19 protein-coding genes and 1 pseudogene are annotated in these 20,132 nt (G+C 69.2%); 8 read left to right on the forward strand and 12 right to left on the reverse strand.

The genetic code is table 11. The features are described 5' to 3' along the window. Window positions 1-3: 3 nt before the first annotated feature. Both ACFWJX_RS30455 and ACFWJX_RS30460 read right to left on the reverse strand, forming a co-directional pair. Window positions 4-1,080, reverse strand: coding sequence for a hypothetical protein (locus tag ACFWJX_RS30455; protein ID WP_383249442.1), 1,077 nt, complete (start codon window positions 1,078-1,080; stop codon window positions 4-6). A 653-nt stretch (window positions 1,081-1,733) separates the two neighbouring features. After that, a pseudogene (locus ACFWJX_RS30460) lies at window positions 1,734-1,924 on the reverse strand (alpha/beta hydrolase fold domain-containing protein); the annotation flags it as partial. 381 nt (window positions 1,925-2,305) lie between these two features. Here ACFWJX_RS30460 and ACFWJX_RS30465 point away from each other — a divergent pair. The 3 genes from ACFWJX_RS30465 (at window position 2,306) to ACFWJX_RS30475 (ending at window position 5,856) form a co-directional block, all read left to right on the forward strand. Then, window positions 2,306-2,833, forward strand: a complete 528-nt coding sequence (locus tag ACFWJX_RS30465) for a hypothetical protein (RefSeq protein ID WP_383249444.1) — start codon at window positions 2,306-2,308, stop codon at window positions 2,831-2,833. A 553-nt stretch (window positions 2,834-3,386) separates the two neighbouring features. Then, window positions 3,387-4,610 (forward strand): MFS transporter, encoded by a 1,224-nt coding sequence (locus ACFWJX_RS30470; protein ID WP_383249633.1) that lies wholly within the window; start codon window positions 3,387-3,389, stop codon window positions 4,608-4,610. 508 nt (window positions 4,611-5,118) lie between these two features. Further along, window positions 5,119-5,856 carry a VOC family protein gene (locus ACFWJX_RS30475; RefSeq protein WP_383249446.1) on the forward strand — a complete coding sequence of 246 codons (738 nt, stop codon included), beginning with the start codon at window positions 5,119-5,121 and terminating at the stop codon, window positions 5,854-5,856. Between the two features lie 219 nt (window positions 5,857-6,075). On the opposite strand, the gene ACFWJX_RS30480 is transcribed toward ACFWJX_RS30475, so the two are convergent. Further along, window positions 6,076-6,279, reverse strand: a complete 204-nt coding sequence (locus tag ACFWJX_RS30480) for an ABC transporter substrate-binding protein (protein ID WP_383249634.1) — start codon at window positions 6,277-6,279, stop codon at window positions 6,076-6,078. 298 nt (window positions 6,280-6,577) lie between these two features. Next, entirely contained in the window at window positions 6,578-6,814 is a 237-nt protein-coding gene (locus ACFWJX_RS30485) for a hypothetical protein (protein ID WP_383249448.1), read from the reverse strand. A gap of 256 nt (window positions 6,815-7,070) precedes the next feature. Here ACFWJX_RS30485 and ACFWJX_RS30490 point away from each other — a divergent pair, with 256 nt between their 5' ends. Beyond that, window positions 7,071-7,637 (forward strand): hypothetical protein, encoded by a 567-nt coding sequence (locus tag ACFWJX_RS30490; RefSeq protein WP_383249450.1) that lies wholly within the window; start codon window positions 7,071-7,073, stop codon window positions 7,635-7,637. Window positions 7,638-8,283: 646 nt separating this feature from the next. After that, window positions 8,284-9,918 (forward strand): alpha/beta hydrolase, encoded by a 1,635-nt coding sequence (locus ACFWJX_RS30495; protein WP_383249452.1) that lies wholly within the window; start codon window positions 8,284-8,286, stop codon window positions 9,916-9,918. A gap of 448 nt (window positions 9,919-10,366) precedes the next feature. On the opposite strand, the gene ACFWJX_RS30500 is transcribed toward ACFWJX_RS30495, so the two are convergent. From ACFWJX_RS30500 to ACFWJX_RS30530, 7 genes are all read right to left on the reverse strand, one after another. After that, window positions 10,367-11,038 (reverse strand): DUF3618 domain-containing protein, encoded by a 672-nt coding sequence (locus tag ACFWJX_RS30500; protein WP_383249454.1) that lies wholly within the window; start codon window positions 11,036-11,038, stop codon window positions 10,367-10,369. Beyond that, window positions 11,014-11,436 carry a phage holin family protein gene (locus ACFWJX_RS30505; protein WP_383249456.1) on the reverse strand — a complete coding sequence of 141 codons (423 nt, stop codon included), beginning with the start codon at window positions 11,434-11,436 and terminating at the stop codon, window positions 11,014-11,016. The genes ACFWJX_RS30500 and ACFWJX_RS30505 overlap by 25 nt, the downstream gene beginning before the upstream one ends. Window position 11,437: 1 nt before the next feature. Then, the gene (locus ACFWJX_RS30510; protein WP_383249458.1) at window positions 11,438-12,133 is read right to left on the reverse strand and encodes a hypothetical protein; all 696 of its coding nucleotides are present in this window, start codon (window positions 12,131-12,133) and stop codon (window positions 11,438-11,440) included. A 491-nt stretch (window positions 12,134-12,624) separates the two neighbouring features. Further along, on the reverse strand, window positions 12,625-13,020 hold the full coding sequence (locus ACFWJX_RS30515; protein ID WP_383249460.1) for a universal stress protein: 396 nt from the start codon (window positions 13,018-13,020) through the stop codon (window positions 12,625-12,627). A 24-nt stretch (window positions 13,021-13,044) separates the two neighbouring features. After that, a complete protein-coding gene (locus ACFWJX_RS30520; protein ID WP_383249462.1) occupies window positions 13,045-14,544 on the reverse strand; it encodes a tripartite tricarboxylate transporter permease in 1,500 nt (499 codons plus the stop codon). After that, a complete protein-coding gene (locus ACFWJX_RS30525; protein WP_383249463.1) occupies window positions 14,544-15,077 on the reverse strand; it encodes a tripartite tricarboxylate transporter TctB family protein in 534 nt (177 codons plus the stop codon). Before ACFWJX_RS30525 ends, ACFWJX_RS30520 begins: the two co-directional genes overlap by 1 nt. Further along, window positions 15,074-16,036 (reverse strand): Bug family tripartite tricarboxylate transporter substrate binding protein, encoded by a 963-nt coding sequence (locus tag ACFWJX_RS30530; protein ID WP_383249635.1) that lies wholly within the window; start codon window positions 16,034-16,036, stop codon window positions 15,074-15,076. The genes ACFWJX_RS30525 and ACFWJX_RS30530 overlap by 4 nt, the downstream gene beginning before the upstream one ends. Window positions 16,037-16,181: 145 nt before the next feature. Here ACFWJX_RS30530 and ACFWJX_RS30535 point away from each other — a divergent pair, with 145 nt between their 5' ends. From ACFWJX_RS30535 to ACFWJX_RS30545, 3 genes are all read left to right on the forward strand, one after another. Beyond that, the gene (locus ACFWJX_RS30535) at window positions 16,182-17,831 is read left to right on the forward strand and encodes an ATP-binding protein (protein WP_383249465.1); all 1,650 of its coding nucleotides are present in this window, start codon (window positions 16,182-16,184) and stop codon (window positions 17,829-17,831) included. Next, entirely contained in the window at window positions 17,828-18,502 is a 675-nt protein-coding gene (locus tag ACFWJX_RS30540; protein WP_383249467.1) for a response regulator, read from the forward strand. The genes ACFWJX_RS30535 and ACFWJX_RS30540 overlap by 4 nt, the downstream gene beginning before the upstream one ends. Window positions 18,503-19,221: 719 nt before the next feature. Beyond that, window positions 19,222-19,596 carry a hypothetical protein gene (locus ACFWJX_RS30545; protein ID WP_383249469.1) on the forward strand — a complete coding sequence of 125 codons (375 nt, stop codon included), beginning with the start codon at window positions 19,222-19,224 and terminating at the stop codon, window positions 19,594-19,596. 7 nt (window positions 19,597-19,603) lie between these two features. Here ACFWJX_RS30545 and ACFWJX_RS30550 read toward each other — a convergent pair whose 3' ends face one another. Continuing rightward, complete coding sequence (locus ACFWJX_RS30550; RefSeq protein ID WP_383249471.1) at window positions 19,604-20,116, reverse strand: hypothetical protein; 513 nt, start codon at window positions 20,114-20,116, stop codon at window positions 19,604-19,606. Window positions 20,117-20,132 lie beyond the last annotated feature (16 nt).

Here is a 20,132-nt window from a genome sequence, read left to right on the forward strand (position 1 = left end):
GGATCACTCGCCGGCCTTGGTGAGCCAGGTGCCCACTGTGACCCCGTCTTCGTCAAGGTACGCGGCAGTCTGCTCGCAGGACAGGGCAGAGGCTCCCAGGCTTCCGAACAGTCTGTTGTGCGGTACGAGCTCGGCGAGTTCGGTGATGAGCGGTATGACTTCGAACGGGCCGTGGGTGTGTTCATCGTTCCGCAATTGGGCGAGGACGTCGAGCGTATCGTCGCTCTTTTCCTCAGCCTTCCAGAAGTCCTTGACCCCTTCCGTCTCCCACTGCGCGGGAAGCAGCTTATCCAGCGCCCGCGCGAGGGAAGACTCGGAGATGGACTCGAATATGGCGCTGGTGCAGAACGCGGCGGCCTTTCCGAGCGACTCTTCCGGGCGCTTCTGGGCAGAGGCGGATTGCTCCTGCTGGTCTTTCATGCGAGAGGTTTTCTCATCCAGTTCTTTCGTGAGCCTGGACCGCTCGTCCTGTGACGTCCCGGGGTCACTGATTTTCCTCAGCAGTGCGCTGACCTGCCGTGTGATCTTCGCGATCTTTTCTTGTTCCCTCTGCGGTGTCCCCTTGTCGTGCATTATGTCCTGAGAGGAGCTGTCCGCCAGCAGGCTGTTCGAAAATTTCTTCTCCGCCGAGCTGGCCTGAGTCCCATCCTGGCTTCTCTCCGCGGCGTAGGTCGTATCTTTCACGATGGCGATCATGTGGGCCCGCAGGTCCTGTGGCGTCCTGGGATTGCGGATCAGGTCCAGGGTGGATGTGGTCCGTTTGACCACCAGGAGAGACATGGACCGTTCTTCGGCTGCCCCCTGGGGACCGTTCACCGTCTCGAGCGCCGAAGCCACCTGCTTCACGATCGAGGTCAACTCCCTCCGCAGCTCGGGAGGTGTTCTCGGATCGCTGATCGCTGCCAGCGTGGTGGACAGATTCTCCGTGCTCTCGATGACCCCCTGCCTGTCCTGTGGCGACGTCTCCGGACCCTCGACCGCGCGGACGATGGTGATCAACGTTTCCACGGTCGGCACGAGTTCCTGGGGGACTCGCTCCTTCTCCTTGTTCAGGGTCTTCGTCGCCTCGTCGATTTCCACCTTCTGTTCCGGCGGGACTTCGGACGTCTGTTCGTCCGTGTCCGACGGCTCGGAGGTGTCGGACGTCCCGCTCGGTGTGGAAGAGGGAGGCGTCGTGGATCCCGTGGGACCGCTCGGTTCGGGCGACGGTGGCGAGTCGGTGGGCGTGGTGGGTCCCGTCGAACCGCTCGGCGTATCGGTAGGAGACTGTGGAGGATCCGTGGACTGAGCCGGTACTCCGGCACGGCCCTCGTTCAGCCTCTGAGAATCTGCTGCGGCAATCGGCAGACCTGTCGACAGTGCGAGCGCTGCGGCCAGAATGGATGCGTTGGCCGCGTGAAGGATTTTTCGCCGAGAAATTCTGGCCATGATGGTTCCAGATACGCTTGGCGTAGTCGTTCCGTCCGTAATGGATTCTTCCTTGTGAGGCGGTAGCTCCAGGAAATTGGGAGCCGGAAGAATGCAGAACCGATATAAATCAACTCTCCACCTGTCCAGCGCCGCCTGCAACGGGAGCGCCAGGCCGCGCGCTGTGCCGGCGCGCCGCGGTCATCGGCTGGGGAGCCTCCGCCTTCGCTGCACTCGCCTACCTGACCGACCTCGCCCAGGCCGACGACGGCAAGGCCAGGCACGGGTTGTGGGTCCTGCGCCGGAAGCTCCACCTCCACCTCCACGCCCACGGCGAGTCGCGAACCGTCCCAGTTGTGGCCGTGCCGTTCTCGGTCACCCAGGCGGTGACGTCGTACATCTGGGTGACGGGTGCGGGGTACGGCCGCCGCGGGGCGACGGCGTAGTCCATGTTGATCACCACGCAGCCGGCCGTGGCGGCTATGTGTCGACAGATGGGTTCGTCCTGCTGGGGGCGGGTGCCGCCCCGCTTGTTCGTCCAGGACCCGTGTGGCTCCAAGCCCACCCGGCTGCGTCCGTCGGGGGTAGCAGAGGCTACGCCCGCTCCGTGAGCTCCGGAGCCTGCTTGGGTTTCCTCGTGGCCAAGTGGGCGTGTGCCGTGGTGGGCGCGGGTGGCCGTGACGGTTCGAGTCGGCCACGGCTGGGCGGTCCGAAGAGACCCCAGTGCACGCCGGATCCGGTGGTCGGCGGCTTGCAGTGGCCCCGGGGGTTGGCGTGACGCGGCCCCGCCAGGTCGGCGGCTGTCGCCAGCTGGGAGAATCAGCTGGTTCGGATGCGGCCAGTGAGACGACTGGAGGAGCGAGTGACTCCTCAGTCCTGTGATGAGGCTCCGGCGACGGTGGCCACGGACGCCGGAATGCTCGTCATGTGGGACCCGAAGCGGTTCGAGGCCGTCGCCGATTACGACACCTGGGAGGACGAACTCCTGGAGGACGAGGACATTGTCCGTCATATCCGGGCGGGTGCTCTTGTTCCGCTCAACGTCGGAGGAGACGGCGCCTTCGGAGTTCTGGTCCGCTCGGGCACTGCGGACGCGCCAGCACGGTTGACCGATCGGGAGACGGCCCATCAGCTGGTCGCCTCCCAGCCCTACCTCTTTGTCGCCCGCGGTCGTGCACTCGTGGGCGGCATCGAAGACGTCAGCGCAGACGGCTCGGACGACGTGATCGAGTGTCTTGTGCCCGAAGGCCGCCATACCGTGATCGTCCATTTGATCGACTGGCAGGCCGAACCTGGCAGCCAGGGCGAGGACGGGCGGCCCGTTCCCGGAGCCCTGCCGGACTTCGTGGTCCTGATCAACCCTGCTCAGCCCAGTCAGGGGGCATACCGGACCGCCGTTCAGACGTTCGAGGCCCCAAACGGCTGACGTCGGCGGATCAGGTTCGGACAGCCGCTGGCTCACCACCGTCCACCTCGCGGCGTATGCACCCGGCCTGTATCCCGTCGAGGCCGTCTGGTCACCGGTACGCCGCGCCATGGCCAAGACCGCCTTCGACACACTCGATGACCTCGACCGTGTCCTCCGCCGGGCGTCACGCAGCATCCAGCTCCGGCCACACCTGATCGACGGCTGCCTCACCGGCACCGGCCCGACCCTCGCACCACCGACCCCACCCCGAAAACCTCAGTAATCGCTTTTCGCGTCTGGTCGCCGAGGGCTAGTGTTCGGGGGCAGTGAGTGATCCACGAGGAGTCGAAGACATGATCGGTCGTCCGAGCGCGCGCTGACGTTGTAGGCCGTGATCGGTCTGTCATCGCGTGCTGCCCTTGATGTTGCGGCACAGCGAGCCTTCTCCCGCCCTGAATCGCCGGTGCACCTCTTGTGCGCCGGGTGACGGGCTTCGTTGTCGGCGATCCAAGGGATCCTCGTGCATCCGTCCGCTTCCTGTGCTGTATCCGATTCGGGTCGACCGTCACGTCTGTGGCGGGACGGCGACTTCCGCAGACTCTGGGTGGGGCAGACGGCCTCCCAACTCGGTGAACACGCAAGCCTGGTGGTGTTGCCGCTCTTCGCCGTCCTGACGCTGGACGCCGGTGCCGGCCAGTTGGGCGTCCTGCGCGCGGTGGGGCAGGCGCCGATTCTGTTGCTCTCGCTCCTCGTCGGCGCGTGGGTCGACAGGTGGCGGGCCCGTACGGTGATGGTGCTGACGGACGTCGGGCGGACTCTGGCACTGGGCGCCGCCGCCGTGGCCGGCCTCTTCGGTTGGCTCGGCCTGCCGGGGTTGTTCGTGGTCGCCTTCACCATCGGGGCTCTGTCCGTGTTCTTCGACGTGGCATACCAGACCTCTCTGGTACGTCTGGTGAGACGCGATCAGTTGGTGCGCGGCAACAGCGCGCTCGAGGGCAGCCGGTCCGCGGCGCAGATCGGCGGTCCCGCCCTCGGTGGCGCGTTGGTGTCACTGCTGTCGGCGCCGGTCGCGGCCGCTTCCGGCGCGCTGTTCTTCGCGTTGTCGTTCCTGTCGATCCGGCGCATCCGTCGGATCGAATCGCTTCCGAAGAGCTCGGAACGTCCCCCTCGGATCTGGCGGCGTATCCATGAGGGCCTCCGGTTCGTCGTCGGCGATGCCTCGCTGCGGACCGTGTGTCTGGCCTCGGCCGCCTTCCAGTTCTCCTTCGCGGCCGTGATGACCGTCTACCTGCTCTTCCTGCCGCGGGAACTGCACCTGTCGGGCACGGCCGTCGGGCTGGCGCTCGCGGCGACGGGGCCCGGCGCGCTCCTGGGCTCGGTGCTGGCCGCCCGCCTGCCGAGCCGGTTCGGTCACGGAGCGGTGCTCGTGTCCGCGGCGATACTCGGCGACGGCGTGTTCCTGTGTGTGCCCGCGCTGCACGGCTCCCCTGCAGTGACGGTTCCCGCGTTGCTTGCGGTCAACTTCGTGTTCGGTACCGCAGGCCAGTTGGTGAATGTCACGGTCATGGCGGTGCGGCAGGCCCTCACCCCGGACGGGATGCAAGGCCGCGCGGCCGCGACGATCACATGTGCCGGCATGGGGCTGACCCCACTCGGCTCGCTACTCGGCGGATTCCTCGCGGAGGAGTGGGGGTTGCGCGCCACCCTGCTGGTGACGGCCGCAGGCATGATGCTCTCTCCGGTGCTGATGGCCATGTCCCCACTCGCCCGCCTGGGACGGGAGCTTCCACAATGACCGACCGGGCCCAGGAGCACTGGGGCGTCGCCCACGACCTGCACGGGTGGCTGGGCCGCCCTGCCGAAAGAGGAAGAGAAGGGAAGCCTTCCGAAGGGAAGCCTGCCGAGAGGCGGATCAGCGCCCAAACAGCCGTCATCACCGGCAAGCCGCAGCGGGGTCGGCGAAGCTGCGCCCGCGGCCGACTGGCAGCGCGCCCGCCCGTATGCGGGCTACGCCCTCGCACGCCGGGAACCGGCAGGCCCCGACATCATCGGCGGGACTGTGGTCGTGCTGTACCCGTCCCAGGAAGTGCTGGCCATGCGCATCACCTCCGCACCGCTCCGTACACGTCCGCCCGTGAACAGGGCGCCGCCGACCAGGAGATGCGGGCGATCACGGCCGAAGGCTGAAGGACGTGCACGTTGTAGCTGGCGAGCTGAGCATTGCGGCTGGTGAGCGAGTTGAACGCTGTCTGGCGACGGTGCCTGCGGATGTCGTTGCGGAGCGGCTGCATAGGATCGCCGGCATGACACTGCGACCTGTCCTGGTGAACATGAAGGCTCTTGACGACTCGAAGGTCGGCCGATTCTGGGCGGAGGCGCTCGGCTGGCGTGTTACCAGCCAGGAACCAGGAGCGACGGCCGCCAAACCCGTCGGCTTCGATTGGCTGGACCCGGTCACCGTCTGCGTCGACGTCATTGCCGTCCCGGAACCCAAAACGACGACGAAGAACCGTGTCCATCTCGATCTCGCCACCACCTCCGCGGCCCATCAGGCGGAGTTGGTCGCGCGCCTCCGGGCTCTCGGCGCGACGCCCGCCCACGTGGGCCAGGGCGACGTGCCGTGGACGGTCCTCGCCGACCCGGAGGGCAACGAGTTCTGCGTGCTGGAGCCTCGGGAGATCTACCAGGACACCGGGCCGATCGCCAGGGTGGTCGTCGACTGCGTGGATCCGCGGGCCATGGCCCGGTTCTGGGACGAGGCGATGGACTGGACCCTGCACGAGGTCACCGACGACCATGCGGTGTGGCGCTCGGCCAAGGGCGTCGGCCCGTATCTCGAGTTCCTCCGCACTGGCGTGAAGACCGTGCCTGACCGCGTCCATCTCGACCTGGTGCCGGACGCCGGTGACGACAGAGCAGCGGAGGTGGCCCGGCTGCGGGCCCTCGGCGCCACCGACCTCGACGTCGGCCAGGGCGACGTCCCGTGGACGTGCCTGGCCGACCCGGAGGGCCACGAGTTCTGCGTCCTCGCCCGGTCCTGACGCGGAGCCTAGTTACTTGACCACAATTCCTCCCGGCATGGGACGTGGCTCACGACGACGGGCAGCACCGCCGCCCATGACCGCGAGTCCGACATCATGATCCCCGATGAGGATCACGGCGGGAGCGCCACCCACGCTCCACCGCTGTGACCTCGCCAGGGGATTGCTGACGGGTGCGGTCGGGATGTCGCCAGCCGTCGGCCGCATCATCGAGCGGCTTCATTTCTGACCGGACGGTGGTGGAGCGGCACGGGCAGAGCGGTCCCGCGGCGTGCTGCGAGAGGGCGGACCTCGGGGTGACGGGTCGAGATTGGCCTTCATCGCGGAGGCGTCCAGTCGCGAGCCGTCGTGGAACGTCACGTCCTCGCGGAGCGCGAAGGTGTATGTCCGGCCGCCCTCGCCGACCTTCCACGACGTGGCCAGTCATGGCTGCAGATCGCCGTTCGGCGGCTGGAGGACGAGTGAGTCGAAGACGGGGCGCTGCACCAGAGCCGTGACGTCCCGCGCGCTGGCGTGCGGATCCCAGCAGTCCGGTTCCTGGTCCGCGGCGTACGTCAGGGCGCCGTCGTCCCGACGGTGTCGGTGCCGTCGCCCGTCGACACCCTGGCCCGCAACCTGGATGCCCGGCGGGCGCTGTGTGAGGTGCCGCAGCTTCGGGGAGCAGGCGTCGACGAACCGGTCCGCTACGACGGCGCCGTCCCGGCCGCGTCCGGGGCGTGGCTCAGTGGTCGTCGCGGATGGTGGTCGCGATGCCGTTGCTGATCACGACTTCGGCGCTGAAGCCCTTCTTGGCGGCCGCCTCCAGTTCGGTCTCTGTGTACCCGGTGCCGCCCTGGCCCCCTTCACCCGTGCTCGTGTCACCGCAGATGTCGCCGTAGCCCCGGATCTCGGTGTCCGCGGCGAGGAGGAACTGCTCCTCGACGCCCTTCGTCTCGGCTATGTCGATGAGAACCAGCAACGCTGCTCTGCCTGAGGGCCCTTCACCCGGCCGTGACATGGCGGCACTCCACGACGCGGGAAGCGCTCTCGGGCCGCTCGGTGATCCGAGCAGCACTGCCCGGCTGCGGCGGCGAGTACGCCTCCAGGCTGATACGGCGGCCATGCGGTTATGCCGTATGGGGGATGGTGTTCATGCCGTGGCCGGACGCGGGCGGCGGGGGCCTGCGAAAGCATCAGGGGCGTCGAACGACGACGTTGATCGAGGAGCGTGCCGCATGCCCACCACTGTTCCCTTCTCCGAGAACGTGCCGACCGAAGGAAGGCATTTATCCGACCGCGCATCGGATCGGACCGTCCCGGGTGTCCCGGCCTGGGCGCGACGTGCGGCGGCCGCGGTCGTCTGGGTGTCTCTGCCATCGGCTCTGTGGCGCCTCGCCGCCGTGCTGGGTGTTCCGCTCGGACTCGCGCAGTCCGAATACGATGCGATGCTCCTGCCCGGCTGGGGCCTGCTGGTGCTGCCTTTGCTGTCGCTGGCCCAAGAAGGCCTGGCCTGGCTGACACTGGGGTTGGTGCGGCCGTGGGGAGAGGTGTGGCCGCGCTGGCTGCCGTATCTCGGAGGCCGTCCGGTTCCGGTACCTGCTGCGGTTGTCCCGGCGGTGGTCGGCACACTCGCGTGCAGCGTCTACGGCGTATTGCTTGTCTGGACGACCCTGCACGCTCAGATGGAGATCACGCCGTGGGGCAACTGGCTCCTGACCGCCTGCTATCTGCCGGTGGCCGCCTGGGGGCCGCTGCTGGGTGTGGTGACGGTGCACTACTACCGACGCCGCACGCGCGGGTGAGGAGTGGAACCCCGGCACGAAGGGACGAGGAAGGCCTTCGTCCCGTCTGGGGCTGGCACATGTTCCTGTCGGAGGATCGCCGCTGCCACCCGCCGGGATCAACTCCTGCAGTACTGCCCTGACCGCCGATCAGTGGGAGTTCCAGTCCGGGTGTGTCGAGGCGTTCGTCGCTTCGTGGCGGGCACGCGGGGTTCAGCCCAGTGACGGTCGAGAACGAGATCGGCCTGCTGGAACGAACGCTCGTGGCCCTCCAGCAGGTTCCCGGGAGGTCCGCCCGACCGTCCCATCAGTGTTTGAGCCATGGGCGAGCGGCTTTGCAAGCTCCGCATCGACGTCACGGTCGCCGTCACATGGCAGTGGGCCGCAGCCGGAGACCGGGCCGCCTGCGCGGGCTCTGCCGTCGGGGTGAATTGTCTGACCTGCGTGGAGCAGTTGGACCCGCCGGCGAGGACCGGTGTGCCCTGCGGCCCGCGTCAGGGCAGTGTCTGGAGCCTTTCGGAGACCCTCGTCCGTGGCGGATCGAGGTCTGCTGTGGAAAGTCTGCCGCGGTGGCACCGCGCGCGCTCTTTTTCCCTCTGTTCAGTTAGCCGAACTCACCTTGCACCGTGAGCGCTTGGCCACACATCGACCCAGGGGGACGAGAACCATGACCACTCCACAACGCATACCGAGACGATTCGGACGGCTCACAGCCGTCGGAGCCGCGCTGACAGCGCTCATGGCCGGCGTGACGGGGACGGTGACCCAGGCGGCGGCCTCGCCGAAGACACCTGAGAAGCCGCCCGTGCCGTCGCTCGCCTGGACCGACTGCCAGGGCGGCTTCGAGTGCGCGAACGCCGACGTTCCGCTCGACTACCGCAAGCCGCACGGCAAGTCCATCACCCTCGCAGTGGTCCGTAAGAAGGCCGCGGACCAGACGAACCGCAGGGGCACGCTCTTCATGCAGCCGGGAGGGCCCGGCAACTCCGGTGTGGACTTCGTGCGGAACAACCACGCCGACCTGCCGGCCGCGCTCCGCGACTCGTTCGACGTCTTCGGCTACGACGTCCGTGGCGTCGGCCGCAGTTCGCCGCTGACCTGCTTCGACGACGCGCGGTACACGCGGGCCGTCACGGAGGCCAAGGGGGTGCCAGGTCCGGGAGCCTTCGAGCCGGCGCTGCGTGCGGCCGCCGAATTCGACCAGGCCTGCGTGAACAACTCGGGCGAGCTGCTGCCCTACGTCGGCACCGAATACGTGGCCCGTGACATCGACCTGCTGCGGGAGGCGCTCGGAGAGCAGCAACTCACCTACTACGGGCGGTCGTTCGGGTCGTACATCGGAACCGTGTACGCCGCCATGTTCCCGAAACGGGTGCGGGCGCTGACTCTCGACGGCGCGTACGACCCTGTGCACTACGCCAACCGTCCGTACGCCTACGACCGGCCGCAGTACCTGGCGCTGGACGGCGCGATGAGCCGCTTCCTCGACTGGTGCGCCGTCGACCAGGCCACCTGCGGGTTCGGTGAGGGCGACCCGCGTGCGGCGTTCGAGAAGCTGAAGACCGACCTGGACGCCGGCCCCGTGCCGACGGCGAACGGCGGTCAGGCCAACGGCTACACGCTGGTCTACCGGCTGATGTTCAACATCAACGAGGGCAAGGTCATCTGGCCCTCGCTCGGCGCGGCACTGCGCAAGGCCCAGCTGCGGGACAACACCTCCTTCCTGCTGCGCCCGCCCTCCCCGGCCAGCTTCGACTTCCTGGGCCCGAACGTGGCCGTCGAATGCGTCGACCGGGACTACCCGCGCGACCTGCGCCGGCTGAAGCGGAACGTCACGGCCAACGCGAAGGCGGCGCCGCTGCTCGGCCCGGCGATGGCGTACGGCCCTCCCACGTACGACCACCAGCACGCCACCGCCTGCGTCCAGTGGCCGGGTGAGCGCGTCAGCCGCTACGACGGCTCCTACCGCGCCAAGGGCTCGGCGCCCATCCTCGTCCTCGGCACCACCGGCGACCCGGACACCCCGTACAGGGACGCGGTGGCGCTGTCCCGGCGGCTCGACAACGCTTCGCTGCTCACCTTCCAGGCCGAAGGGCACACCGCATTCGGCCGCAGCGCCTGTGCGACGGACGCGGTCGTCGGCTACCTGGTCGACCTCGAGGTCCCGGCCTCGGGCACGACGTGCGTGGACGAGACCCAGCCGCCGTCCGCCACACCGACCACGGCCCCGCCCGGCACCACGCTCAGCGAACTCCGTAACGGCGTCAACGAGCGCGTAGAGCGCATCGGCGCCGTGAACTGACCTTCCTGCACCGACCCCCGGAGGGCGCCGGCCTTTCACGGTCGGCGTCCCTCGCGGTCCGTCAGTCCGGGTGGAGCAGGACCGGACCGTGGTGTCGGAGACCAAGGACTGGGCCCGGGACCGTCCTGGCGGATCGCGCGTATTCGTTCCGTATTCGTTCCGTGCGGTCCGTGGGCATCGGCCCACACCAGTGGGTCACGGCCGGCCGTGGAGCCCGGGGGCGCCGATGCCGTGAGTAGGCCAGGCGGCGCGGGCGGGACTCCCGCACTCGGGTAGACGCCCGCGCACGGGTACGGCACACCTCCCAGTGCGCCGGCGATCTCCGACGCCGCCTCTCCCCACACCCGCGGCGGGGACAGGCGGCGTCGACTGTCGGCTCGCCACAGCCGGGACGGGGTTGCGACGCGGCGAGCGCCGGCCCTTCGCCCTCTGCGGCTGACGTAGGCCCTCAGCCTGGTCCGGAGCTTCGCCGCGCCTCGTCCGCGACGTGCCGGCCGGAGTCACGTGCCTGTTCAGTGACCTGGCCGGCCTGGTCACGCGCCTGGTCCTGTGTGGTGCGTGCGGCTTGCGCGGCACTGTCCTTCACTTCTGAGGCGGCACTCTGCGTCACCTCCTTGGCGCCTTCCTTCAGGTGCTGCGCGGAGTCGCCGACTGCCTGCTTGACCGGCTCCAGCGCATCACTCTGCATGAGGTCGGAGGCCTTTTGCTGCTCAGCCTCGGAGGCGGGCAGCATGGAGGAGGCCAGCACCCCGACGCCGAAGGCGACCAGGCCGGCTGCCAGCGGGTTGCCGCGCGTCTGGCGGCGGGCCAGGTCGGGCGCCTGCTGTACGGCCTGGCCCGCCTGGCCGGCGGTGTCGCGCACCGAGTCGGCCGCCCGTCCGGTGCCTTCCTGGACGGAACCGGCCGCGGACTGAGCGGTGCCGGCCACACTCCGTGCGGTGTCCGACGCCGTACCCATGACCCGCTCCCGGATGCCCGACACGGCGCCGCGCATCCTTTCCTTGCGGCGGTGTACCGCCCGTCGAGGACTGGTGCGATCGGCGAGCTGGTCCACGTCCGCGGACAGCCGGCCGCGGGTGGCCTCGATCTCGGCCCTCATTTGGTCGGGTGACGTGCCCATTCCGCGTTCTCCTTCATGGTCTCGACGGTTCGCTCGGGCTTCGGGGAGACGGCGCTCATTCGTCCGCGGCCCTTCTGGTACAGCACGGCCGCCACGACGGCCCACACGGCGGTGACGATCAGGGCGGCCCAGCCCTCGTCCATCACGTTGGCCAGACCGAACACGGCAGCCAGCGACAGGAACAGCAGGACCATGTAGCCGGCGAAGCCGGCACCGCCGAACATCCCGGCGGCCTTGCCCGCCTTCGTCGCTTCGTCCCTGATCTCCGTCTTGGCCAGCTCGACCTCCTGACGGAAAAGCGTCTGGAGGTCCGCAGTCACCACGGACAGCAGCTGCCCCATGGACCGGTCCTGCCCCTGCGGCTCCGCCGCGCCGGGCGTGGGGGAGATCGAAGCCATCTCACACCTCCGGGTACGGACGACCCGGTGTGCCGTCCGGCGGCGTACCCGTGACCGGGGGGACCGACGGAGCGGGCGGCGCCTGCGGAGGGGCGTTGTGGACGGCCCCCGTGGGGGAGCCGGTCGGCAGAGCGGGGGAGGCGGGGGCGTCCAGTGTCCCTTGGTCCGGTGTTGCGACGGCCTGCTGCTGCCCGTCTCCACCGGCCCTGGCTGATCCCGCCACCCGTGCCAGGCGCCCGACAGCCATTCCGGCAAGCACAGCGCCTCCGAGGAAGGCGCCGGGACGTCGGCGGGCGAAGCCCTGGAGGTCGGAGACGAGGCCGTCGACGCCCTGCTTGTCCAGGTAGTCGGCCGCCCGGTGACCCTTGTCGGCCGCCTGGGCCGCGAGGCTGCGGGCGGGCGAGTCCTTCTGGGCGTTCTCGGCCAGGCCGGAGAGGTCACTCGCCCACTGCCGCAGCGTGTCGGCAGCCCGCTTGGTCTGGCCCTCGGCCTCGCCCATCGCGCGGTGCCGCAGTTCGCCGATGACCGTGCCCGCCTGCTGCCGTGCTTCGCCTACTACGCTCTGGACCTGTTCCGCCGCGGTTCCCGCCACCTGGGTCGCGGCCTCTTTGGCCTGGCCGGCCGTCGCCGAGGTCTCCGCCTTGGCCTTTTCTCGGGTGGACCCGTTCCCCGTTCCGGTCTGTATGGACTCAGTCATCGGCGGCTTCTCCTCATCAGATGTTGTGTCTCTAAGGGAGGCGGTATGCCGGACATCATGCACAACCGTCCGTTCTCGTTACGAGTGGCCCTTTATTCCTATATGACACCTTTTGGAGCGGTGGGAGGGGAAGGTGCTCCGGACTCCCCCCGCCCGCGACGACGCGCCTCGCACACCGGACAACGGGGTGTCGCCGGTGGTGCAGTCGCTGCCGCCGACGGCGGTCCTGGCCAGTACGCGAGCAGGCTCCGAATCTTCCGGGTAGGTGGCCGTCTGCCCACAGCCAGTTCCTGCGCGGTGCGGGTGCTGTCCAGGGTGGTCACGATCCGGGTCCCGGCCCCGTTGATCACGATCAGCCGCCGCTGAGGCCAGCGGTCGCCGCCCTCTGGTGGGCCGCGACCGCCTGATCGGAACAGTGAGAGTGAATTTTCGAGAAGGCCGGGAGCTCCACAGCCCCAGTCCCCGGCGTCTCCCGGGGCGGGCGGCCCGGCTCAGGAAGCGGCCTTCACGGCGAGGACCGGGCAGCCGGCTCCCAGCAGGATCTGCTGCGCGGCGGAGCCCATGATCAGCTTGCCGACCGCGCTGCGGCGGCGCAGCCCGATCACCACCAGGGACACGTCCGCCTGCTCCGCCAGCTCGATGATCTCCTCGGCGGCATCGCCCGCGCCGAGCACCTGGCGGATGTCGAACTCGATCCCCAACGCGGCCAGGTCCTCGCGGACATGAGCGAGATCGGGCTCCTGCGCGAAGCGCGGGTCCACATAGGCGTCACCCCGCGAGGTGTTCACCACCAGCATCTTCTCGCCGCGCAGGCGGGCCTCGTCGATTCCCGCGCGCAGCGCGGCCTCACCCTCGGGCGAGGGTACGTATCCGACCAGTACGGTCATGTCTGCTCTCCCTCCCAGGTACTCTCAGGCACTTCGCTCACGCGGTGGACGTACGACGAACCGCCGCAGCAGCGGCCAGGCGAGGACCAGGACGATCACCGTGTAGACCGCGTAGGACACGGGTCCGCCCACCAGCCCTGACAGTTCGCCGCCCGACAGCTGCAGGGAGCGCCGTCCCTGCAGTTCGGCCCGCGGGCCGAGGATGACGCCGAGGATCAGCGGCAGCACCGGCAGTCCGAACCGTCGCATCGCGAAGCCGAGGAGTCCCAGCATCAGCAGCAGGAACAGATCCAGGGGCTGTGCGTTGACGGCGTACGCGCCCATCGACGCGAAGAACAGGATTCCCGCGTACAGGTAGGGTCGCGGAATCCGCAGCAGTTTCGCCCAGGTCGGCGCGAGCGGCAGATTCAGCAGGAGCAGCAGGAGATTGCCGACGAACAGGCTGGCGATCAGTACCCAGACCAGGCTCGCCTCCCGCTCGAACAGCAGCGGACCGGGCTGGATGCCGTACGACTGGAAAGCCGCCAGCATGACCGCGGCGGTGGCGTTCGTCGGCAGCCCGAGGGCCAGCATCGGGACCAGCGTGCCCGCCGCGGAGGCGTTGTTCGCCGCCTCCGGCCCGGCCACCCCCTCGATCGCCCCCTTGCCGAACTCCTCCGGGTGCTTGGTCAGCCGCTTCTCCGTCGCGTACGACAGGAACGTCGGGATCTCCGCACCGCCGGCCGGAAGCGCACCGAACGGGAAGCCGAACGCGGTGCCCCGCAGCCAGGGCTTCCAGGACCGCCTCCAGTCCTTCTTCCCCATCCACGGCCTGCCGACGGGGATGACCTCCACAGGCTTGCGCCGCAGGTGTGCGGCCACCCACAGTGCCTCGCCGACGGCGAAGATGGCGACGGCCACGACGACCACGTCGATCCCGTCGGCGAGTTGGGGGACGCCCAGGGTGAGCCGCTGCTGTCCGGACACCGTGTCGATGCCGACCAGACCGATCGTCAGGCCCAGCAGCAGCGAGATGAGACCACGGATGCGTGACGCGCCCAGCACGGATGTGACCGCGATGAAGGAGAGCAGCATCAGGGCGAAGTAGTCAGGCGCGCCCAGGCTGATCGCGAAGTCCACCACGGTCGGGGTGACGAGCACCAGCAGCAGGGTGCCGATCGTGCCCGCCACGAAGGAACCGATCGCGGCCGTGGCGAGCGCCTGCGCCGCCCGGCCGGCCTTGGCCATCTTGTTGCCCTCGATGGCCGTCACCACCGAGGAGGACTCCCCGGGCGTGTTCAGCAGGATCGACGTGGTCGACCCGCCGTACATGCCGCCGTAGAAGATGCCGGCGAACATGATGAACGCCTGTACCGGCTCCATGCCGTAGGTGATGGGCAGCAGCAGGGCCACGGTCATCGCCGGGCCGATGCCCGGCAGCACACCGACCGCGGTGCCGACCAGGACGCCGATCAACGCCAGCAGCAGGTTCATCGGGGCTATGACGTCCTCGAAGCCCTGCATGAGGTTGTTCAGGTCGTCCATCACAGGATCCCTTGCAGCACACCGGCCGGGAGGTTCACACCGAGCCCGACCGCGAAGGCGTAGAACGTGGTGAGGGACAGCGTCACCGCGATCAGCAGATTGCGTACGTAGTGCCGGTTCCCGAGGGCGAAGGCCGTTCCCCAGAACAGCAGCGCGCCGCTGATCACCCAGCCGAGCCGTTCGATCAGCACCGCGTTCACCACGAACGCGCCGATCAGCAGCAGCACTGTGCGCCAGTCGATGCCCTGCGACAGGTCGACGTCCTCGCCGGCCTCCGGCTCACCGTGACCGCCCCGGGCCACATCGACCGCGTAGAGCACCGCGACCACCAGGAGCAGAGCGCCCAGGAGCACGGGCACCGCGCGCGGTCCCACCGGGTCGGTGCTGCTGGTGACGTGCGGGATCCCGAGCCCGTCCACGATCACCGCCGTGCCCAGCAGGGCGAGGAAGGCGCACACACCGTACTGTGCGCGATCCTTGCCCCGGGGCGGACGGGCGTCCTCGACGCTCAGTCCGTCGGTCGGGGAGCTCATGCCAGTCCGAGCTCTGTCAGCAGGTCGGCGACGGACTTGTCCTGCTCCTTCAGGTAGGAGCCGAACTCGTCGCCGGTGACGAAGGCGTCGGTCCAGCCGCGCTTGGTCAGCTCGGACTTCCACTGCTCCGAGTCGTGCATCCTGGTCAGGGAGTCGATCCAGGTCTTCTTCTGCTCGTCGGTGATCCCGGGCGGGGCGACGATGCCGCGCCAGTTGGTGAAGACCAGGTCGATGCCGGAGCCCTTGAGCGTGGGGGCGTCCTTCACGGCGGCGATGGGCTCGGCGCTGGTCACCGCCAGCACCCGCAGCTGCCCCGCCTCGATCTGGTCGAGGAACTCACCGAAGCCACTGGCACCGAAGGCCACCTTGTCGCCCAGGACGGCGGGCAGCAGTTCGCCGCCGCCGTCGTATCCGACGTAGTTGACCTTCTTGGGTTCGATGCCGACCGCCTTCGCCAGTTGCATGGGAAGCAGATGGTCCGGGCCGCCCGGCGACGAACCGCCGCCCACGGGCACCTTCCTGGGGTCCTTCTTCCACGCGGTGACGAGGTCGTCGATCGTCTTGTACGGGGAGTCCTTCGACACGACGATCGCGCCGGCCTCCTCGATCAGCTTGGCGATCGGCGTGGTGTCGGTCAGCGTCGCCGCCGACTTCGAGGTGTAAGCGGCACCGACGACGCCCAGCCCCATCTGCATGGCGAGCTTGCCGTTGCCCTTCTCGTTCACCAGGCGCTGCAGGCCCACGGTGCCGCCGGCCCCGGGCAGGTTGTAGACCTGGACCCCGGACGCCACCTTGGAATCCTGCATCACTTGGGCGACGGTCCGGGCAGTGACGTCGTACCCGCTGCCCGGGGTGTTCGGCACCATCACCCGCAGACCGGTGACGGGCTTGCCGCTCCCGCTTCCGCCCTCGGATTCCTCCTTCTCCGCGGTGGCGCCGCAGGCGCTCACGGCGAGCATCGACACAGTGGCAAGAGCTCCGAGAAATGCGGCTCTGCGAGTTCTCATGGCTCATCTCTTTCGCTAGGGCGAGTCCGGCGCCATGATTGTGCGGTTCCGCGGACGGCCCGTCTGCCTTGTGTGAGCATTGAAGGTTGAGTTCATAGTGGTCGTTACGTCACGCCGCCACACACTCGCCGGTGAGCTGCTGGTATTGCAGCTCGCCATCGTCGTGCTGGTGCTCGTCGCGGTCGCCGCGGTGTCGCTGGCCCAGTCGAAGGCGACGTTCGACCGGGTCGAGGGACGCCGGGTGACCGCCCTCGCCGAGGAGATGGCCGGAAACCCACTGCTGCGCACCCAGCTCCTTCGTCCCGCGCCCGCCGAGACCCTCGCGCCGCTGCTCCAGACCAGGCTGACCCAGTCGAACGTCACCTCCGTCACGGTCGCCGACGAGCACGGCGAGATCGTCGCCGCCACCAATCCCACCCTGGTCGGGACGCGGCTGCCGGTGGACGGGCCCGGCGTCGCGCAGGCACGCGGCTGGTCGGGGGAGCTGCCGGTGGACGGGGTCCGTGAGCTGGTGGCCCAGGTTCCGGTGCTCCGCGACGACGAGAACCACATCGGCGAGCACCTCGGTACGGTCATGATCGGGCGGGCCTCACCGACGGTGTGGCAGCGGCTCAGCGGCGCCTCGTCGTATCTGCTCGCCTACCTCGGCATCGCGAGCGTGCTCGGGGTCGCCGGATCATGGCTGCTGGCCCGGCGCATCAAGCGCCAGACCCTCGGCCTCGAACCACGCGAGATCGCGGGCCTCGCCGAGCACCGGGAGGCGATGCTGTTCGGGATCGCCGAGGGCGTGATCGCGCTCGACCCGCAGCTGAGGCTCACGCTGGTCAACGAGGTCGGTCTCAGACTGCTCGACCTTCCCGAGGACTGCGTCGGGATGAGCCTGGCCGACCTCGGGATCGAGGGCAGGCTGTACGACGTCCTGGCCGGGACCGGCGGTGAGCACGGTGCCGAGCGGCGTGACGAGGTGGTGGTGAGGCGTGGGCGGGTGCTGGTGATGAACCGGATGGACGTCACCAAGGACGGCCGTCGGCTGGGTTCGGTGACGACGCTGCGGGACCGTACCGAGCTGGCCCAGCTCGAACGCGAACTGGGCTCGTTCCGCAGCAGCACCGAACTGCTGCGTGCCCAGGCCCACGAGTTCTCCAATCAACTGCACACCATTTCCGGGCTCATCCAGATCGGCGAGCACGACGAGGTCGTGCGTTATGTCCGCGCCCTGCGCAAGCACCGTGAGTCGCTCGACCTGACTCTCACCAGCCGGGTCCGCGACCGGGCCGTCGCCGCGCTGCTCATGGCCAAGTCCGCGCTCGCGGCCGAGCGCAGGGTCCAATTGCGCATCTCGGAGCTCACGGCCCTGGACCGGCTGGAGCCGACGGACTCAGCGGATGTGGCGACGGTGCTCGGCAATCTCGTCGACAACGCCCTCGACGCCGCCGCGGCCCCGGACCACGGGAACGACGCCTGGGTGGAGGTCGAGCTGCGCCAGGACGCCTCGAGCGTGGAGATCGTGGTGCGTGACTCGGGTCCGGGCGTGGCTCCTGAGCTGGCGCAGGAGGTGTTTTCCCGCGGCTTCACCACAAAGGCCGCGCAGGGCGGCGATCGGGGGATCGGCCTGGCGCTCACCCGGCTGGTCTGCACCCGCAGGGGCGGCGAGGTGTCGGTGGCGAACACACAGCCCGGCGCCACGTTCACCGCCCGGATGTCCGTAGGTCAGCTCACCGATCGGGAGAGGGAGGAAGTCCGGTGATCGACGTACTGGTTGTCGAGGACGACTTCATGGTGGCGCGGATCCACCGCGGATTCGTCGACGGTGTCGAGGGCTTCCGCGTGGTCGGATCGGCCGACTGCGGGGAGAAGGCGCTCGCCGCCGCCGCCGAGCTGCAACCCGACCTCGTGCTACTCGACCTCTATCTGCCCGACATGTTCGGTCTGGATGTCATCCCCAGGCTGCGGACGGTGGCCCAGGACTGCGATGTGCTGGTGATCAGTGCCGCCCGCGAGGCGGAGGCGGTCCGGGGTGCCGTCCGACAGGGCGTGGTCGACTACCTTCTGAAGCCCTTCGACGCCGACGACCTCAGGGACCGGCTGGAACACTACAGCGCCCGGCGCGGCAATCTGCCCGCCGCCATGGTCAGCGGGCAGGCCGATGTGGACCGCGCACTGGGGCGGGCGGCGGCATCGACGGTGACGTCCACTCTGCCGAAGGGCATGAGCGTGGAGACCGCGGAGCTGGTCCGACGCGCACTGCGAGAGGCTGACGCAAGCCTGTCCGCGGCCGAGTGCGCGACGAAGGTCGGCATCTCACGCGTCAGTGCACGCCGCTACCTCGAATACCTCAGCGTCACCGGCCAGGCGGAGGTGTCGCTGCGCTACGGGCAGGCGGGCCGCCCCGAGCGCCGCTACCACTGGCAGGCCTGACCGGCTTCTGGAGCGCCGCCGGGGACACCGGTATGCGGTGAAGCCGGCGACGCGGACATCCAGTGCGCTGATGGAGGGCATTGCCGGTGAGGTGAGGCTCAGGTGTCCGCGCGGAGTGCGGAGACGCGGCGCTCCGCGGGAGTCGGTCACCTCCTTCCGCGCCATCGCGGTCAGCTCCGGCGGATCGGCGGGCACCGTCCAGGGAGCCGAGGCCGTCGCATGACCGCGCTGACCGGACTGGACCTGACGTACCCGCCGACCGTCTCCTCGGAAGACCGGAAGACCGGAAGACCGGAAGACCGGAAGACCGGAAGACCGGAAGACCGGAAGACCGGAAGACCGGAAGACCGGAAGACCGGAAGACCGGAAGTGTCCGGCCGCGTTTCCCAACGTGCCGTCGCGGACCCGGAGACGACCGGGACGCTTGCTTCGGAGGAGATCAGCCGGGTCCCGCCCCGATCCCATTTCGCCTCGGCCGCACCTGCCCGCAGCGCGCCCGAGGCGAAGTGGGCGTCCCGCTCCCAGCGGTCACCGCGATCGCAGGATGTGCAGTACAACCGGTGCGCCGGTGTCGGTTGAGCCAGGTAGGCCGCGACGATCGACGGCAGCTACCCGGGCTCGCGGCCACCTCCGTTCGCCGAAGGGAGGACTGCCGGCAGTGCCTCGCGCCCGCGGGGATAGGCTGCCCCCTCGGCTGGTTCGGGCGCGAGGAGGAGCACATGGTGGATGCGGTGACCATCCGGTTCATCGGGACTGCGGCGCAACTGGCCCCCGACACGCTCGCCGCCGTCTACGACGACATGGTGCGCCTCCGCGGCCGGGGCGGCCGCGAGGCGAGCCGCGCGCTCAAGCTCTCCGCTTCGCACGAGTCCGAGCTGCAGGCCATGGTCAGGTCGACCCTGCTGCCGCGCGCCGACGAACTGAACGCGTTCCGCTCCGGCCTGCTCTCGCGTGCCAACTCCGCGTACGTCATGGCCGCACGGGCCGTTCACCGGCGTGAGAGCCTCGCGCCGGAGGACTACGACGTACTCCTGTCGCCCTTCGCCGCGGCGGGCGTCGAGATCCCGCCCCGCGCGGCCGGCCCGGACTCGTGACCGTCGGTCAGTGCCAGTTCTCGGCCCGGTAGACGTACCAGAGCGCCGCCAGGCCCTCCGTCCGGGAGGCCTCGGCCGTCATGGCCAAGGCCTCGGCCCGATCGTAGGGATCCTGAGGCTTCCTGTCCGGCATGGACCGTGTCATGACCAGGTACCCGCACGCGCTGCGCTGCCACGCTGCCTCGGAGGCGGCCGAACTGCTCGGCGGAGCGTCGTGGTACGGATCGCCCGACGTGGGCCGCGGCGGATCCACGAGCTGCTCGTCCCGCGGCACCGGCCACTCGCGCACCCTCTCGCCGTCCCTGTACACGGCCACCTTCTGGGCGTGGCGAAGAACCATGTAGCCCATGGGAATCCACCGGACCAGATGTGCGCCGTACTCCTTGTCGGGATCGGCGAACGCGTACGTGGTCCGGCGCCAGCCGAAGATCAGGTACGGCGCCGTCCCCCCGTCGCCCTCACCGTCCAACGGGTCGATACGGTCGGCCTCCACGGGCGGGTAACGGTAGGGCTCCTGCATATCCCGATCGTGCCAG

Source organism: Streptomyces sp. NPDC058335, assembly GCF_042723915.1.
In the GTDB taxonomy this organism is placed as follows: Bacteria; Actinomycetota; Actinomycetes; order Streptomycetales; family Streptomycetaceae; genus Streptomyces.